At 60.5% G+C, this 16,412-nt stretch carries 14 protein-coding genes; 6 read left to right on the top strand and 8 right to left on the bottom strand.

Annotation, left to right across the window (positions count from 1 at the left end; translation table 11 throughout):
- The 7 genes from GVL50_RS06270 to mreB form a co-directional block, all read right to left on the bottom strand.
- Entirely contained in the window at positions 1-861 is an 861-nt protein-coding gene (locus tag GVL50_RS06270; RefSeq protein WP_159812151.1) for a carbon-nitrogen hydrolase family protein, read from the bottom strand.
- A 113-nt stretch (positions 862-974) separates the two neighbouring features.
- Positions 975-4,778, bottom strand: coding sequence for a YhdP family protein (locus GVL50_RS06265; protein WP_159812150.1), 3,804 nt, complete (start codon positions 4,776-4,778; stop codon positions 975-977).
- Between the two features lie 75 nt (positions 4,779-4,853).
- On the bottom strand, positions 4,854-6,311 hold the full coding sequence (gene rng, locus GVL50_RS06260; protein ID WP_053117087.1) for a ribonuclease G: 1,458 nt from the start codon (positions 6,309-6,311) through the stop codon (positions 4,854-4,856).
- Between the two features lie 58 nt (positions 6,312-6,369).
- A complete protein-coding gene (locus GVL50_RS06255; protein WP_159812149.1) occupies positions 6,370-6,966 on the bottom strand; it encodes a nucleoside triphosphate pyrophosphatase in 597 nt (198 codons plus the stop codon).
- A gap of 86 nt (positions 6,967-7,052) precedes the next feature.
- Positions 7,053-7,544, bottom strand: a complete 492-nt coding sequence (mreD, locus tag GVL50_RS06250; RefSeq protein WP_053117085.1) for a rod shape-determining protein MreD — start codon at positions 7,542-7,544, stop codon at positions 7,053-7,055.
- Positions 7,544-8,674 carry a rod shape-determining protein MreC gene (mreC, locus tag GVL50_RS06245; protein WP_082341383.1) on the bottom strand — a complete coding sequence of 377 codons (1,131 nt, stop codon included), beginning with the start codon at positions 8,672-8,674 and terminating at the stop codon, positions 7,544-7,546. Before mreC ends, mreD begins: the two co-directional genes overlap by 1 nt.
- Before the next feature lie 143 nt (positions 8,675-8,817).
- Positions 8,818-9,855, bottom strand: a complete 1,038-nt coding sequence (gene mreB, locus GVL50_RS06240; RefSeq protein WP_002555108.1) for a rod shape-determining protein MreB — start codon at positions 9,853-9,855, stop codon at positions 8,818-8,820.
- Positions 9,856-10,067: 212 nt separating this feature from the next.
- On the opposite strand from mreB, the gene gatC reads away from it, so the two are divergent.
- From gatC to GVL50_RS06210, 6 genes are all read left to right on the top strand, one after another.
- Positions 10,068-10,355 (top strand): Asp-tRNA(Asn)/Glu-tRNA(Gln) amidotransferase subunit GatC, encoded by a 288-nt coding sequence (gatC, locus tag GVL50_RS06235; RefSeq protein WP_007901429.1) that lies wholly within the window; start codon positions 10,068-10,070, stop codon positions 10,353-10,355.
- 16 nt (positions 10,356-10,371) lie between these two features.
- On the top strand, positions 10,372-11,823 hold the full coding sequence (gatA, locus tag GVL50_RS06230; protein ID WP_159812148.1) for an Asp-tRNA(Asn)/Glu-tRNA(Gln) amidotransferase subunit GatA: 1,452 nt from the start codon (positions 10,372-10,374) through the stop codon (positions 11,821-11,823).
- 10 nt (positions 11,824-11,833) lie between these two features.
- Positions 11,834-13,279, top strand: coding sequence for an Asp-tRNA(Asn)/Glu-tRNA(Gln) amidotransferase subunit GatB (gatB, locus tag GVL50_RS06225; protein ID WP_008085412.1), 1,446 nt, complete (start codon positions 11,834-11,836; stop codon positions 13,277-13,279).
- Between the two features lie 145 nt (positions 13,280-13,424).
- Positions 13,425-13,796, top strand: coding sequence for a septal ring lytic transglycosylase RlpA family protein (locus tag GVL50_RS06220; RefSeq protein WP_053117082.1), 372 nt, complete (start codon positions 13,425-13,427; stop codon positions 13,794-13,796).
- A gap of 46 nt (positions 13,797-13,842) precedes the next feature.
- Positions 13,843-14,904, top strand: coding sequence for a calcium/sodium antiporter (locus GVL50_RS06215; RefSeq protein ID WP_159812147.1), 1,062 nt, complete (start codon positions 13,843-13,845; stop codon positions 14,902-14,904).
- Entirely contained in the window at positions 14,901-15,281 is a 381-nt protein-coding gene (locus tag GVL50_RS06210) for a carboxymuconolactone decarboxylase family protein (protein ID WP_159812146.1), read from the top strand. The genes GVL50_RS06215 and GVL50_RS06210 overlap by 4 nt, the downstream gene beginning before the upstream one ends.
- Positions 15,282-15,389: 108 nt before the next feature.
- On the opposite strand, the gene GVL50_RS06205 is transcribed toward GVL50_RS06210, so the two are convergent.
- Positions 15,390-16,331 (bottom strand): AEC family transporter, encoded by a 942-nt coding sequence (locus GVL50_RS06205; protein WP_159812145.1) that lies wholly within the window; start codon positions 16,329-16,331, stop codon positions 15,390-15,392.
- Between the last annotated feature and the right edge of the window lie 81 nt (positions 16,332-16,412).

Raw genomic sequence — 16,412 nt, 5'->3', positions numbered from 1 at the left:
TTACGCCTTAAATTCATGTTCTGAAGCAGGTCGCTGTGCGCCCTGCGAGAAAAACCGCCGATGACGGGTCACCGGCATCCGCGCCCTGATGGACGCTTGTTCACTGCTATCGCGTTCGGCCAACAACACCGCTTCGCCTTGATCCTGTTGCGCCAGCACGCGGCCCCACGGGTCGACAATCGCCGCATGACCAAAAGTTTCGCGCGGCCCCGGATGGGTTCCACCCTGCGCTGCCGCCAACACATAACACTGGGTTTCGATGGCCCGCGCGCGAATCAGTACGTCCCAATGCGCTGCGCCGGTCACCGCGGTAAAAGCCGACGGTGCGGTAATCAATTCAGCACCGGCCGCACGCAATTCGCTGTACAACTCCGGGAAGCGCAGGTCGTAACACACGGTCAGGCCCAATTTGCCCACCGGCGTGTCCGCCACCACCACGCCACTGCCATAAGCATAGTCATCGGATTCGCGGTAACGGCCGCGATTGTCGGCGACATCGACATCGAACAGGTGCAGCTTGTCATAGCGTGCAACGATTTCGCCGTGTTCGTTGACCAGCAGCGAGCAGGCATTGGCCTTCGCCGTCGGTTGATCCACCGGCGGCAACGGCAATGTGCCGGCCACTATCCATAACTTGAGGTCGCGGGCGGTCTGTTTCAACCATGGCAGGATCGGGCCGTCGCCCAATGCCTCGGCGCGGCCGATATCAGCGACGTCGCGACGGCCCATGGCGGCGAAGTTTTCCGGCAGCACCGCAAGCTTCGCGCCCCCGGCGGCAGCCCGTTCGAGCAGGCGCCGGGCCTGAGCCAGATTGGCCAGCACGTCACTCTGGCTGACCATTTGAATCACCGCAAAAGACATGGCCGCTCCTCGAAATCTGCACATATCGGTATAGGCGCTGCCGCAGGCTGCGATCTTTTGATCTTAAAAGATCGCAGCCTTCGGCAGCTCCTGCAGGGGGTAGTTTCTGCTAGTTAAAAAGGCTTGTCGAAAGTGATTTTCGGCTCTTTCCACGGGCCTTTGACGGTGTATTTGACGCTGGCGAAACGCGCCACCTGGTCGCCGATCAGCTTGTCGATCAGGAACAAAGCGCCGCCAATCGCCGGGGCACCGACGATCAGCGCGGCAATCGGCAGGTTGTTGGTCACCGGCAAGGTCACCATCAACTTGGCGTCGACTTGCTCCGCAACCATGTCCAGTTTGCCGTTGAGTTCGATGTTGCTCGACGGCCCGGTCAGGCGAATCGGCTCTTTGGTGTCGTAAATACCGTTGGTCGCCACCAGCAGGCCTTTGACCCGGTCGTAGCTCAGGCCTTTGCCAAACAGGTCGGAGAAGTCCAGGCGCAAGCGACGACCAATCGAGTTGAAGTTGAGCAGACCGAACACGCGCAACGCCTGCGCGCCGCCCTCCACTTCAACGAACTGACCTTTGTTCAGCGAGGCATCGAGGGTGCCGGAGAAGCGCTTGGTCGCCAGCCATGCCGGCGAGCCCGGCCAGCGGCCATCGACGTCCATGTGGAAATCTTCGCTGGTCACGCTCGGCGCATAACCCCAGCCCTTGAGCACATCGGCGAGGTTCTTGCCGCTGATCCGCCCTTTGAACCAGCTGTTGCTCGAGCCCGCCGCGCCTTCCCAGCCGCCGCTGCCCTGCAAGAGGATGCCTTTGAGGCCCATGTCGAGGCTGTTCAGGGCGATGCCTTTGGCAGTCGGGCGAATTTTCAGCGACCAGCCACCGACCAGATCCTGGCCCTGGAACAATTGATTGATGGTGATATCCAGCGCGGGAATCTTCGTCGGATCGACCGAAGCCAAAGGATCAGGGGCGTTCTCGTCGGTCTGCACATTCGGATCCGCCGCCGGCAGCTTCACGTATTGCATGTTGACCGCAATCGGCACGCCCTTGGCGTCCGGCAGGCTGGCGGTGCCTTTAGCCTGCTGACTGTCGAGGGCCAACGCCCACGCGCCAGGTTTGCGATTGAGCTGCACCGACGCCTGATCCAGCGTGGTGCCGAACGCCGTCAGCTTGCCGACTTTGATATCCGCGCTGTTGAGCAATTTGTTGGCGCTGCCGCCCGGATCCTGCCCGGCGTACTTGTTGACCAGATCCTGCCACGGCGCGACGTCCAGCTCCGACAGCACACCGCGGATGCGCAAGCCCTTGGCACCCGGCAACACCGCCTCGCCCGCCCCGAGGAACAACTCACCGCGACCGTCAGCAAAACCGCTCGATGGCGCGGCATAGGTGAAGTTGGCCAGTTGATCGTAATTGACCCAATAACGCCGCTCCGGCCCTTGCAAGGTCATGCGGAACACCGTGTCGCGTCCGACATCCGCCGCCATGCCGAACGGTGCCGGCAGATCCACCGCCACGCCCTTGAGGTTGGAGCTGACCATTAATTGGCTGTCGGCGCCGTCCAGATTCAATTGCAGTTGATACGGAATCGTCCCGGACACCGGCAACGGTTGCGTCACCGCCAGCCAGTCGGTGAGCTTCTTGACTTCGACCTGCCCGGTCGCCGCAACACGCGTTTTCAGCTTGCCCGGACTGCCGTCGGCAAAAATCTGCGCGGTCACCGGTTTGTCGAAGGCCCGTGCGCTGATGTTCTGCCCGCTGAGCCCTTTGGCGCTGTCGAAGCGGAAATCACCCTTGAGTTGGCTCAGTTCCAACTTCGGCTCGGCCAGTTTCAACTTCGCATTGGCGGTTTTGAAATCAACGAGGACTTTCGGCTCCTCGCCTTTGCCCAGCGGCACGTCGAGTTTGAGCTTGCCACGAAGATCCCCTGAGCCTTCCCAACCGGCGAAGGTTTCGCCCGTGCCGATCGGCGCATCCTGCAGAATCTTCAAGCCATCGCCAAGACCACCGGCGAATGCACCATCCAGCAGCAAGTGCGAGTTCTGCCCGGACGGCACATGCGGAATATTGACCGAGACATCGCTGACCTGGGTGTCGAGCAACTGACCCTTTTTCGCCAGAATGCGTACGCCGCTGTCCTCGATAAACACATCACCGCTGACCTTGCTGACATGCGGCCAGCCCGGCTGGAATGCGAGTTCAGCGTCATGCACCTTGAAGAACAGACTGATGCTGCGATCGGCTTCTTTGGCGTCCTTGCTCAGCGAGCCCTGATACTGGAAGAAACCTTCATCCACCGCGCCTTTGAGGATCGCCGTGCGCAGCCATTCGTCGAGCGCCGGGCTCAAGACTTCTGGCAGGTATTTGGCGGTGTAACGACCGTCGCCGTCGACCAGACCGACACGCAAGTCCATGTAGTCTTCCTGGCTGTGATCGAAATGCAGACGAATCAGGAAGTCGCCGGCAATCTTGCCCTCTTCGCCGAGCACCTTGAGGTACGGCGCGATCAGGGTGAAACCGTCTTTATCGAGTTTCCAGGTCAGGCGCGCATTGGCCTGAATGTATTGCCACGGCTTGGCAAAAATCGGATCGAGGTGCAGGACAAAATCCTTGCTGTCCATGCGCAGTTCGCCGCCGTCGAGGTTGCCGCTGAGGCTGCCGCTGACATTTCGTGCAGCCGGGGCGCCGTGATAGGCATCGAAGCCGACCTTGTCGAGGTTGGCGGCGAAGCTGAATTTTGTGCCGTCAGTGGCCGCCGGACGGAAATCCAGCAGCACGTTGCGCAGGCCACCGGTCACTTTCAGGTGATCGACCACTTCGGCGAAACCTTTCGGTAACGGCCCGAGCGCGTTGAGCAGTGGCGTGATCGGCGTCAGATCCAGACGATCAGCCTGCAGATGCCAGAGCTCTTCCACTTTGTCGGTGGCGCGGGTCTGTTGCAGTTGAACGCGGGATTCCCAGCGGGTTTCGCCGAAATTCATCGCCAGCGAATCAAACGTCACCGCCGCGCCGTCGCCACCGTCGCGGTAGTACGCGTTGATGGCGAGGTTGTTGATCTGGATAGGCTTGCGCTCGCCATAGGCGCCGGTGACTTGCGGCGCGTTCAAGCGAACAGAGGCGCTTTGCAGCGTGCCCTTGGCCCAATCGATCCAGACCTCACCACCAGCCTTGATCTCGGAGAAATTCCACTGCTGGGTCAGGCGCTCGGGCAACCATTTCGCCCAATCGCTTTGCGGCAGACTGGCGTAGCCCTCGACCGTGCTGTCCTGCCATTGCTCCGGACGCAGGCGCGTGCGCAGGTTGATCGCCACGGGCTGGCCGTCCGGCAGAGTCAAACGGGCATCGAGACGTTGGCGACTGGCGCCGGTTTTCAGGTTGAGGCCGACATAGGTGAGGGTCATCGGCGCGTGATCCAGCGGCTGCAGGGTCACTTGGCTGTCGAGCACCGAGAGTTGCTGAATCATTTGCGAACGATTGAACAACTGCTGCGCATCCAACGGTTGATCGTTCTGCACAGGCAGACCTTCCAGCGCCCAACTGCCGTCCTCGGCTTCCTTGAGGCTGATCTTCAGGCCATTGAGTTCCAGATGGGCAATGCGCACTTCGCGGGCCAACAGGCTGGCCCAGAGATCAGGCACGGCGCGCACTTGATCCAGACGCAACGCATTGGCGCCGCTGCCGACCATCACATCGCGTGCCAGCAGGATCGGGGCGAAGCCGCTCCAGTTACCTTCCAGCTCGCCGATCTGCAACGGCATGCCAAGGGCGGCGCTGGCCTTGTCTTCGATGTCGGTGCGGTATTCGGCGACCAGCGGGGTCAGCTCGCGGCCGAGGCTGACGTACAACGCCATCAACACCAGAACCAACGCGCACAGGCCCAGCCCCCAACGGGTGAGTGCGGCCAGAATGCGTGTCAGACGCTCCATGTCAGATGGCTCCCATGGCAATAAAACTGCGAAAAGCTGAGGCCAGCCGCGGTAGAAAAAATGTGACGCAGGGGATCAGAGCAGCACCACGTCGTATTGTTCCTGGGAATACATGGTTTCCACCTGGAAGCGAATGGTGCGACCGATAAACCCTTCAAGTTCGGCGACGTTACCCGATTCTTCATCGAGCAGTCGATCAACCACTTTCTGGTTCGCCAGTACGCGATAACCCTCGGCCTGATAGGCACGGGCCTCACGCAGAATCTCGCGGAAAATCTCGTAACAGATGGTTTCCGGAGTCTTCAATTTGCCACGGCCCTGACAACTGCTGCACGGCTCGCACAGCACTTGCTCAAGACTTTCGCGGGTGCGCTTGCGGGTCATCTGCACCAGGCCCAACTCGGTGATGCCGATAATGTTGGTCTTGGCGTGATCGCGCTCCAGCTGTTTCTCCAGCGTGCGCAGCACCTGACGCTGATGCTCTTCATCTTCCATGTCGATGAAGTCGATGATGATGATCCCGCCCAGATTACGCAGGCGCATCTGCCGGGCAATCGCGGTGGCGGCTTCGAGGTTGGTCTTGAAAATGGTTTCTTCAAGGTTGCGATGACCGACGAACGCGCCAGTGTTGACGTCGATGGTGGTCATGGCTTCCGCCGGATCGATCACCAGATAGCCGCCGGATTTCAACGGGACTTTGCGCTCAAGGGCGCGCTGGATCTCATCTTCGACGCCATACAGATCGAAAATCGGCCGCTCGCCCGGGTAATGTTCCAGACGATCGGCGATCTCCGGCATCAGCTCGGCGACGAACTGCGTGGTTTTCTGGAAGGTTTCCCGTGAGTCGATGCGGATCTTCTCGATCTTCGGGCTGACCAGATCGCGCAGGGTGCGCAAGGCCAGACCGAGGTCTTCGTAAATCACGCTCGGCGCGCCGATGGTTTTGATTTGTTCGTTGATCTGATCCCACAAACGGCGCAGATAACGAATGTCCATGAGGATTTCTTCAGCGCCGGCACCTTCGGCCGCGGTGCGCAGAATGAAGCCGCCCGCTTCCTGAATGCCTTCTTTGGCCACGCAATCACTGACCACCTTTTTCAGGCGTTCGCGCTCGGCTTCGTCTTCGATTTTCAGGGAAATGCCGACGTGAGCGGTGCGCGGCATGTACACCAGATAGCGCGACGGGATCGACAGTTGTGTGGTCAGGCGGGCGCCTTTCGAGCCGATCGGGTCTTTGGTGACTTGCACCACCAGGCTCTGGCCTTCGTGCACCAGCGCGCTGATGCTTTCAACGGAGGAGCCTTCGCGCAGGGAGATTTCCGAGGCATGAATGAACGCGGCGCGATCCAGACCGATGTCGACGAATGCCGCCTGCATGCCCGGCAGTACCCGGACGATCTTGCCTTTATAGATGTTGCCGACGATCCCGCGTTTTTGCGTGCGCTCGACATGGACTTCTTGCAGCACACCGTTTTCGACCACCGCCACGCGCGATTCCATCGGCGTGATGTTGATCAGAATCTCTTCACTCATGGCAGGATCTCGTTCAGACATTTTCACGATAATGGCCGCATCTGGTTTCGTACGACGCTCATTGCGCGCTTAGGTTTTGCCAACAGGGTATGCCGAAATGGCCCAGCAGTTCTGCGGTTTCGCAAATGGGCAACCCGACCACCGCCGAGTAACTGCCATTGAGCCCGGCGACAAACACTGCGCCGAGGCCCTGAATGCCATAGCCACCGGCCTTGTCCCGGGGTTCACCGCTGGCCCAGTAGGCCGCGGCTTCTTCACGACTGATCGGGCGGAACCGCACCAGACTGCGCACCACGCGCGACTCGCAACGCTCGTCGTCGAGCACGGCGATTGCCGTCAGCACTTCATGCTCCTTGCCGGACAACATCATCAGCATGGCGCATGCGTCGGCTTCGTCCACCGGTTTGCCGAGAATTTTACCGTCGAGCACCACAGCGGTATCCGCGCCCAGCACACAATGCTGTTCGGCGGACACAAGCGTGCGTCGCCCGGCCTCGGCTTTGCCGCGCGCCAGACGCTCGACGTAGGCCGAAGGGGATTCGTTGGTTAAAGGGGTTTCATCGATGTCCGCGCTGATGGCGGTGAACGGCACGCCGATCTGCGTGAGCAATTCACGCCGACGCGGCGAACCTGAGGCAAGGTAAAGCGACTTCATCACGACATCTCCCTGTTTAGTGCCCTGCCTCACAAATACTCTTCCCTGTTGGCGGCGTCACCGGTGCGGGCACATGCCTGATCGACTCAATTGATCTTGTAGCGGCGGCGCAATCCACGCAGAGCGAAGCTGATCCACGGCCAGAGCAAGGCGCTGACCAGTGCCGGCAATACCAGCGCCAGCGTCGGTTGACGGTTGCCGGTCAACGCGCTGAGCCACAGCTGCACGAGCTGGGCGAGGCCGAAGATCACCAGAATCACCAGGCACTGCTGCCACATCGGGAACATGCGCAAGCGCTGCTGCAACGAGAGGACGAGGAAAGTAATCAGCGTCAGGATCAAAGCGTTCTGCCCCAGCAGCGTGCCGTAGAGCACGTCTTCAGCCAGACCCAGACAAAACGCGGTGACCATCCCGACCGTTTGCGGCATGTACAGCGCCCAGAATGTCAGGAGCAGCGCCAGCCACAGCGGGCGGAGGATTTCCATGAATTGCGGCAACGGCGAAACACTGAGCAGCAGGCCGATGGCAAAGGTCAGCCAGACGATCCAGCCGTTACGCGAGGCAGTCGCTCCGACCATTATTCTTGTCTCCCGGTGGTGGCGGGCGCAGTCACCGGCGGTTTCGCCGCTGGCCGTGCAGCCGGCTGAGCGGCCGGAGGTTTACTGGCGGCGGGCGGTTTTGACGCCGCTGGCGGTTTGCTCGCAGCCGGCTTGGCCGGGGTCGCAGCGGCAGCGGCCGGTGCGGCGGGCGTTGCTGCTGGAGTCGCCGCAGCGGCGGCAGGTGGCGTGACGGTTTTCGGCACAGTGGCCGGGATCACCGGGCCACCGCCCTGCGCGTCGAGATTTTCCTGGGCTTGCGCGGCGTCATTGGCGCGCTCTTCCGGCGTGCGGGTGTCGCTGAACACCAGCAGCATGTAGCGGCTGCGATTCAGGGCTGCCGTCGGCACAGCGCGGACGATGGCGAAGGGCTGACCGGAATCGTGGATCACTTCCTTGACCGTCGCCACCGGGTAACCGGCCGGGAAACGCTGGCCGAGACCGGAGCTGACCAGCAGATCGCCTTCTTTGATGTCGGCGGTGTCGGCAACGTGGCGCAATTCCAGACGTTCCGGGTTACCGGTGCCGCTGGCAATCGCACGCAGACCGTTACGGTTCACCTGCACAGGAATGCTGTGAGTGGTGTCGGTCAACAGCAATACACGTGAGGTGTAAGGCATCAACTCGACCACCTGGCCCATCAAGCCGCGCGCATCGAGCACCGGTTGACCGAGCACCACGCCGTCGCGCTCACCTTTATTGATGATGATGCGATGGGTGAAAGGATTGGGATCCATGCCGATCAACTCGGCCACTTCGACCTTTTCGTTGACCAGTGCGGAAGAATTCAGCAACTCGCGCAGCCGAACGTTCTGCTCGGTGAGGGCGGCAAGCTTTTGCATGCGACCCTGCAGCAGCAGGTTTTCGGTCTTGAGTTTTTCATTTTCGGCGACAAGCTCGGTACGGCTGCCGAATTGACTGGCCACGCCTTCCCATAAACGTCCGGGCAGGTCAGTGATCCAGTAGGCATCCATCAGCACCAGCGACATCTGGCTGCGTGCAGGCTTGAGCAGACTGAAGCGGGCATCGACGACCATCAGCGCGACCGACAGCACGGCCAGCACCAACAGGCGCACACCCAACGAAGGGCCTTTGGCGAAAAGCGGTTTAATAAGCCGCTCCTCCCAGGCAAATGTTCTGTTTATTCATACGGCATCAAACCGGCCTGGATGAAGACTGACAGAAGATAAACGCCAACAGGCAGCACTGCAAAGTGCTGCCTGCGCGCGCTCACCCACGTATTGCAACCCAGCACTTATTCGCTGGAGAGCAGATCCATGGTGTGCTTATCCATCATTTCCAATGCACGGCCACCGCCGCGAGCAACACAGGTCAGCGGATCTTCGGCAACGATCACCGGCAGACCGGTTTCCTGCGCCAGCAACTTGTCGAGGTCACGCAGCAACGCGCCACCACCGGTCAGCACCAGGCCACGCTCGGCGATGTCGGACGCCAGTTCCGGCGGCGATTGCTCCAGCGCGCTTTTCACGGCCTGAACGATGGTGGCCAGGGACTCTTGCAGAGCTTCCAGCACTTCGTTGGAGTTCAGGGTGAATGCGCGTGGAACGCCTTCGGCCAGGTTGCGACCGCGAACATCGACTTCGCGAACTTCGCCGCCCGGGTAGGCAGTACCGATTTCCTGTTTGATGCGCTCAGCGGTGGATTCACCGATCAGGCTGCCGTAGTTACGGCGCACGTAGGTGATGATCGCTTCGTCGAAGCGGTCGCCGCCAACGCGTACGGATTCGGCATAGACCACACCGTTCAGCGAGATCAGTGCGATTTCAGTGGTACCACCACCGATATCCACGACCATCGAACCGCGCGCTTCTTCGACCGGCAGGCCGGCACCGATCGCAGCGGCCATTGGCTCTTCGATCAGGAATACTTCACGGGCACCGGCACCAAGAGCCGATTCACGGATGGCGCGACGCTCAACCTGGGTGGATTTGCATGGAACGCAGATCAGCACACGAGGGCTAGGCTGCAGAAAGCTGTTTTCGTGAACTTTGTTAATAAAGTATTGCAGCATCTTTTCGCAGACGCTGAAGTCGGCGATCACGCCGTCTTTCATCGGACGAATGGCAGCAATGTTGCCCGGCGTACGACCGAGCATGCGCTTGGCTTCGGTGCCGACAGCGACGACACTTTTCTGATTACCGTGTGTCCGAATAGCCACAACCGATGGCTCATTCAGGACGATACCGCGCTCGCGCACGTAAATAAGGGTGTTGGCAGTGCCCAGGTCAATGGAAAGATCGCTGGAAAACATGCCACGCAGTTTCTTGAACATGGGAAAGGGACCCTAGGCAACGCGTGGGTAAAAAAGTGCGGCAAACTCTAACAACGACAGGGATTTTGGGCAAGGCGCCAATATGTTAAATTGGCCGCTTTTCTGTGCACCAAGCCCCACAATCGCGGCCTTATGACCGTAGAAGTGCGGTAGTGTTCCGAACAATCTAACACACGGACGCCGTGTGTTCTGTTTTCCACTGGAGAATCCCGATGGCGCTAGAACGCTCCGACGTGGAAAAGATTGCTCATCTGGCCTGCCTTGGCCTCAATGATGCTGATCTTCCACACATTACTTCCGCCCTCAACAGCATTCTCGGGCTGGTCGACGAAATGCAGGCTGTTAATACCGACGGTATCGAGCCTCTGGCCCACCCGCTGGAAGCCAGTCAGCGCCTGCGTGCCGACGTCGTGACCGAGACTAATCACCGCGAGGCCTACCAGTCCATCGCACCAGCGGTCGAAAACGGCCTGTATCTGGTTCCGAAAGTCATCGACTAAAGGGAATGAGCCTGCAATGCATCAAATGACTCTGGCCGAGATCGCCCGCGGTCTCGCCGATAAAAAGTTTTCCTCCGAAGAGCTGACCAAAGTCCTGCTGGCGCGTATCACCCAGCTCGATCCGCAGCTCAACAGTTTCATCAGCCTCACCGAAGAGCTGGCCCTCGAGCAGGCGAAAGCCGCCGATGGCCGCCGCGCCAACGGTGAGAGCGGCGCCCTGCTCGGCGCGCCGATCGCCCACAAAGACTTGTTCTGCACCCAAGGCATTCGCACCAGCTGCGGCTCGAAGATGCTCGACAACTTCAAGGCCCCGTACGACGCCACCGTGGTCGCGAAACTGGCCGCTGCCGGCGCCGTGACCCTGGGCAAGACCAACATGGACGAATTCGCCATGGGTTCGGCCAACGAGTCGAGCTGGTACGGCGCGGTGAAAAACCCGTGGAATCTGGAACACGTACCGGGCGGTTCGTCCGGCGGTTCGGCGGCCGCAGTTGCCGCTCGTCTGTTGCCTGCGGCGACGGCCACCGATACCGGCGGTTCGATTCGTCAGCCAGCAGCGTTCACCAACCTCACCGGCCTGAAACCGACGTACGGTCGTGTTTCGCGCTGGGGCATGATCGCTTACGCCTCCAGTCTCGATCAGGGCGGCCCGTTGGCGCGCACGGCCGAAGACTGCGCAATTTTGTTGCAAGGTATGGCTGGCTTCGATCAGAACGACTCCACCAGCATCGATGAGCCGGTTCCGGATTACTCCGCAAGCCTCGGCGATTCGCTGCAAGGCCTGCGCATCGGCGTGCCGAAGGAATACTTCAGCGCCGGTCTCGACCCACGCATCGCCGAGCTGATCCAGAACAGCATTAAAGAGCTGCAGAAGCTCGGTGCCGTGATCAAGGAAATCAGCCTGCCGAACATGCAGCACGCGATTCCTGCGTACTACGTGATCGCGCCAGCAGAGGCCTCCTCGAACCTGTCGCGTTTCGACGGCGTGCGTTTCGGCCATCGCTGCGAGCAACCGAAAGACCTGATCGACCTGTACAAGCGCTCGCGTGGCGAAGGTTTCGGCCCGGAAGTCCAGCGCCGGATCATGGTCGGTGCCTACGCGCTGTCCGCCGGTTACTACGACGCCTACTACCTGAAAGCGCAGAAGATCCGTCGTCTGGTGAAGAACGACTTCATGGCTGCGTTTAATGAAGTCGACATCATCCTCGGCCCAACCACGCCGAACCCGGCCTGGAAGCTCGGCGCGAAGAACAGCGACCCGGTCGCTGCCTATCTGGAAGACGTCTACACCATCACCGCCAACCTCGCGGGCCTGCCGGGCCTGTCGATGCCGGCCGGTTTTGTCGACGGTCTGCCGGTGGGCGTGCAGTTGCTTGCGCCGTATTTCCAGGAAGGTCGCCTGTTGAACGTTGCCCACCAGTATCAGCTCAACACTGACTGGCACACCCGCACCCCAACCGGCTTCTGAGGAGACACACATGCAATGGGAAGTCGTGATCGGGCTGGAGATTCACACTCAGCTCACTACCCGGTCGAAAATCTTTTCCGGTAGTTCCACCACATTCGGTTCCGAGCCGAACACCCAGGCCAGCCTGATCGATCTGGGCATGCCTGGCGTGTTGCCGGTGCTGAACCAGGAAGCGGTGCGCATGGCGGTGATGTTCGGTCTGGCGATTGACGCCGAGATCGGTCAGCACAACGTGTTCGCCCGTAAAAACTACTTCTATCCGGACTTGCCGAAGGGCTACCAGATCAGCCAGATGGAATTGCCGATCGTTGGCAAGGGCCACCTGGACATCGCGCTGGAAGACGGCACGGTCAAACGTGTCGGCATCACCCGCGCGCACCTGGAAGAAGACGCCGGCAAGAGCCTGCACGAAGAATTCAACGGTGCCACCGGCATCGACCTGAACCGTGCCGGCACGCCGCTGCTGGAAATCGTTTCCGAGCCGGACATGCGCAGCGCCAAGGAAGCCGTGGCTTACGTCAAGGCGATCCACGCGCTGGTGCGTTATCTGGGCATCTGCGACGGCAACATGGCCGAAGGCTCGCTGCGTTGCGACTGCAACGTGTCGATCCGTCCGAAAGGTCAGGTTGAGTTCGGCACGCGTTGCGAGATCAAAAACGTCAACTCGTTCCGCTTCATCGAGAAGGCGATCAACTCCGAGATCCAGCGTCAGATCGAGCTGATCGAAGACGGCGGCAAAGTGATCCAGCAGACCCGTCTGTACGATCCGAACAAGGACGAGACCCGTCCGATGCGTTCGAAAGAGGAAGCCAACGACTACCGTTACTTCCCCGATCCGGATCTGCTGCCGGTGGTCATCGAAGAGTCGTTCCTCGGCGAGGTGCGCGCCACCCTGCCGGAACTGCCACCGCAAAAACGCGAGCGTTTCCAGGAGCAATTCGGTCTGTCGGTCTACGACGCCAGCGTGCTGGCCACCAGCCGCGAGCAAGCCGATTACTTCGAGAAAGTCGCGAGCATCGGCGGCGACGCCAAACTGGCGGCGAACTGGGTGATGGTCGAGTTGGGCAGCCTGCTCAACAAGCAAGGCCTGGACATCGACGAGTCGCCGGTGTCGGCGGAACTGTTGGGCGGCATGCTGCTGCGCATCAAGGACAACACCATCTCCGGCAAGATCGCCAAGGTGGTGTTTGAAGCGATGGCCAACGGTGAAGGCAGCGCAGACGAGATCATCGAAAAACGCGGCCTGAAACAAGTGACCGACAGCGGCGCAATCTCGGCGGTGCTCGACGAAATGCTTGCGGCCAACGCCGAGCAAGTTGAACAGTATCGTGCGGCGGATGAAGCCAAACGCGGCAAGATGTTCGGCTTCTTTGTCGGTCAGGCGATGAAAGCGTCGAAAGGCAAAGCCAACCCGCAGCAAGTGAACGAACTGCTGAAAAGCAAGCTCGAAGGCTGATTCTGGCCCCGCGCTCGGGGATCGTTCCCACGCTCTGCGTGGGAATGCCGCCCCGGACGCTCCGCGTCCATTGCGGTGTGACGCAGAGCGTCACGGGATGCATTCCCACGCTGGAGCGTGGGAACGATCACTTTGGAGTATCTGAATGAAACGTCTGCTCGGCGCCTGCGCCCTGCTCTCTTTGCTGGCCGGCTGTGCCAGTACCGACACCATCGACCCGCACGGTTACGACCAGACCGGCGTCGCTTCTTATTACGGTGCCAAGCACCACGGTAAACGCACCGCCAGTGGCGAAGCGTTCAACCAGAATTCCCTGACCGCCGCCCACCGCCAGCTACCCTTTGGCACGCGGGTGAAGGTCACCAACCTGAAAAACGATGAGTCCGTTGTGGTGCGCATCAACGATCGTGGCCCGCATACGCGTGGACGCCTGATTGATGTTTCACGCGAAGCCGCCAAACAACTCGGTATGCTCAGCAGCGGTACCGCGCGGGTTCGCGTGCAGGCCCTCGACTGATGGAGCGCTGACCATTTTTGGACTGACCGATTTACCGCTGATCAGCGTGATCGAATTGCTCGCCGGCCTGTGCCTGCTGATCTTCGGCGCAGAACTGATGGTGCGCGCGGCGGTGCGGCTGGCCGAGCGTCTGCATGTGCGTCCATTAATCATCGGCCTGACCATTGTCGCCCTCGGCAGCAGTGCGCCGCAGATGGCCGTCAGCGTGCAAGCCGCGCTGGGGCACAACCCCGACATCGCCGTCAGCAGTGTGGTCGGCAGCAGCATCTTCAACATCCTTGTAACTCTCGGCCTGTCGGCGCTGATCATTCCGCTGCGCGTGTCACGGCAACTGGTGCGTCTCGACATTCCGCTGATGATCGGCGCCAGTCTGCTGGTATTCGTGTTGGCGTGGAATGAAGAGATCAGCCGCTTCGACGGCATTCTCTTGCTCGGCGCTTTGGCGTTGTATCTCGGCTTGCTGTTGCGTCAGTCACGGCACTCGGCGCGACCGCGTTCCGCGCAACCCGGCGCGGCAAAAACCTCATGGCTTGCCAGCGTTTTGATGATCATCTTCGGGCTGGCGATGTTGGTTTTTGCCGGTCATTTGCTGCTCGGCGCTGCCGTGGTGGTGGCGACGGATCTGGGCTTCTCGGAACGGGTGATCGGTCTGACCGTGGTCGCCGTCGGCACGTCGCTGCCGGAACTGGCGACCTCGCTGATCGCCGCCCTGCGCGGCCAACGCGACATCGCCGTGGGCAACGTGATCGGCGCCAATCTGTTCAACCTGCTCGGCGTGTTGGGCCTCACCGCTTTGATCGCGCCGACACCATTGTCGGTATCGCCGAACGCACTGGATTTCGATCTGCCGGTGATGCTCGGCGTCGCCGCGCTGTGCCTGCCGGTGTTCTATTCCGGCTACCGCGTGACCCGCGCCGAAGGTTTGTTGCTGCTCGGTTTGTATCTGGTCTACGGGCTGCACGTGGTGTCGTTCACCACCGGCATGCCGCTGGCCGGCAAGCTCGAGCGCTTGATGCTGTTTTACGTTCTGCCGCCGCTGCTGGGGTATTTGTTGTTTACGTCCATCCGCGCCTGGCGCCGCCAACACCACAAGAGTGATATGCCATGACCGAATCGAAGAAGTCCGGGGTAGAAGTTCGCCGCCAGGTAATGGGCGATGCGTTTGTTGATCGCGCGCTGGGCAACGCCAGCGAGTTCACCCAGCCGTTGCAGGATTTCGTTAATGAACATGCATGGGGCGGTGTGTGGAATCGCGAAGGTTTGCCGCTGAAGACGCGCAGCTTGATTACCCTGGCCGCGCTGACGGCGCTGAAGTGTCCGCAGGAGTTGAAGGGGCATGTACGTGGGGCGTTGAATAACGGCTGCACAGTGGACGAGATTCGTGAGGCGCTGCTGCATTGCGCGGTGTATGCCGGCGTGCCGGCGGCGATAGATGCGTTTCGCGCGGCGCAGGAAGTGATCGATACCTATCAGAAACCTGAGTGATTGAACCGACGCCTTCGCGAGCAAGCCCGCTCCCACATTTGGAATGCATTCCCCTGTGGGAGCGGGCTTGCTCGCGAAAAGGCCCTCAGCAACAACACAAACTCAAAATCAGATCCACCCACCCCACTGCAAAACGAAGATCCCGACATTGGTGGTAATCGCCGCCATCAACGTGGTCAGCACAATAATCGCCGCCGCCAACTCATGATTGCCCTGCGCCGCCCGCGCCATAACGAAACTCGCCGCCGCCGTCGGGCTGCCGAAGTACAGAAACAGAATCCCCAACTCCGCCCCACGAAAGCCGCACAACCACGCCCCGAGCGTCGCCAGCACCGGCAAACCGATCATCTTCACCAGACTCGAACTCAGCGCCATGTTGCCGCTCTTGCGCAACGCCGCCAGCGATAGGGTGCCGCCGATGCAGATCAGCGCCAGCGGCAACGTGGTCTGCGCCAGATACTGCCCGGAAGTCTCCAGCCACCCCGGCAAACCGATCTTGAAATAGGCAAACGGCGCCGCCGCAATCACGCTGATGATCAGCGGATTGCTGAACACGCTTTTGCAGATGCTCCACGGATCGGACTTGATCACCGGGCTGTACACCGCCAGCACAATCGTCGATAGCGTGTTGTAAAACAGGATCACCAACGCCGCGAGAATCGCCCCGAGGGAAATCCCGTAATCGCCGTACATGCTCGCCGCCAGCGCCAGACCGATCACGCCGTTATTACCGCGAAACGCGCCTTGGGTGTAGATGCCGCGATCTTCACGCGGGCACTTGAAAATCGCCCAGCCCCAGGCAATGGCAAAACAGACGAGTGTGGCGACGGAGAAGTAGATCAGCAACGCTGGTTGCAACGCGGCGTGCAGGTCGGCGTGCAGAATGCCGAGGAACAACAGCGCCGGCATGGTCACGTTGAACACCAGCGCCGAGGCGGTGTGGATGAAGTTGTCGTTGATCCAGTCGATGCGCTTGAGCAGCACACCAAGAAACAGCATGGCAAACACCGGCGCGGTGATGTTCAGGGTTTCGAGGAAAATTGCCAGCATGCCGAGGGAGCCTTGGGTGAGCGTCGTTAGGTGGCTAATGATAAGCCAAAAGCCTTAAAAGCCCCTCCTAACCCTCTCCCG

Origin of the sequence: Pseudomonas sp. 18058, assembly GCF_902706155.1 — a bacterium.
GTDB lineage: Bacteria > Pseudomonadota > Gammaproteobacteria > Pseudomonadales > Pseudomonadaceae > Aquipseudomonas > Aquipseudomonas rustica.
This window is presented reverse-complemented; position numbering and strand designations above follow the sequence as displayed.

Bases quoted from the DNA above. Each gene is read 5' to 3' on its own strand.
- GVL50_RS06270 (WP_159812151.1), bottom strand. From the start codon at position 861: ATGTCTTTTGCGGTGATTCAAATGGTCAGCCAGAGTGACGTGCTGGCC.
- GVL50_RS06265 (WP_159812150.1), bottom strand. From the start codon at position 4,778: ATGGAGCGTCTGACACGCATTCTGGCCGCACTCACCCGTTGGGGGCTG.
- rng (WP_053117087.1), bottom strand. From the start codon at position 6,311: ATGAGTGAAGAGATTCTGATCAACATCACGCCGATGGAATCGCGCGTG.
- GVL50_RS06255 (WP_159812149.1), bottom strand. From the start codon at position 6,966: ATGAAGTCGCTTTACCTTGCCTCAGGTTCGCCGCGTCGGCGTGAATTG.
- mreD (WP_053117085.1), bottom strand. From the start codon at position 7,544: ATGGTCGGAGCGACTGCCTCGCGTAACGGCTGGATCGTCTGGCTGACC.
- mreB (WP_002555108.1), bottom strand. From the start codon at position 9,855: ATGTTCAAGAAACTGCGTGGCATGTTTTCCAGCGATCTTTCCATTGAC.
- gatC (WP_007901429.1), top strand. From the start codon at position 10,068: ATGGCGCTAGAACGCTCCGACGTGGAAAAGATTGCTCATCTGGCCTGC.
- gatA (WP_159812148.1), top strand. From the start codon at position 10,372: ATGCATCAAATGACTCTGGCCGAGATCGCCCGCGGTCTCGCCGATAAA.
- gatB (WP_008085412.1), top strand. From the start codon at position 11,834: ATGCAATGGGAAGTCGTGATCGGGCTGGAGATTCACACTCAGCTCACT.
- GVL50_RS06220 (WP_053117082.1), top strand. From the start codon at position 13,425: ATGAAACGTCTGCTCGGCGCCTGCGCCCTGCTCTCTTTGCTGGCCGGC.
- GVL50_RS06210 (WP_159812146.1), top strand. From the start codon at position 14,901: ATGACCGAATCGAAGAAGTCCGGGGTAGAAGTTCGCCGCCAGGTAATG.
- GVL50_RS06205 (WP_159812145.1), bottom strand. From the start codon at position 16,331: ATGCTGGCAATTTTCCTCGAAACCCTGAACATCACCGCGCCGGTGTTT.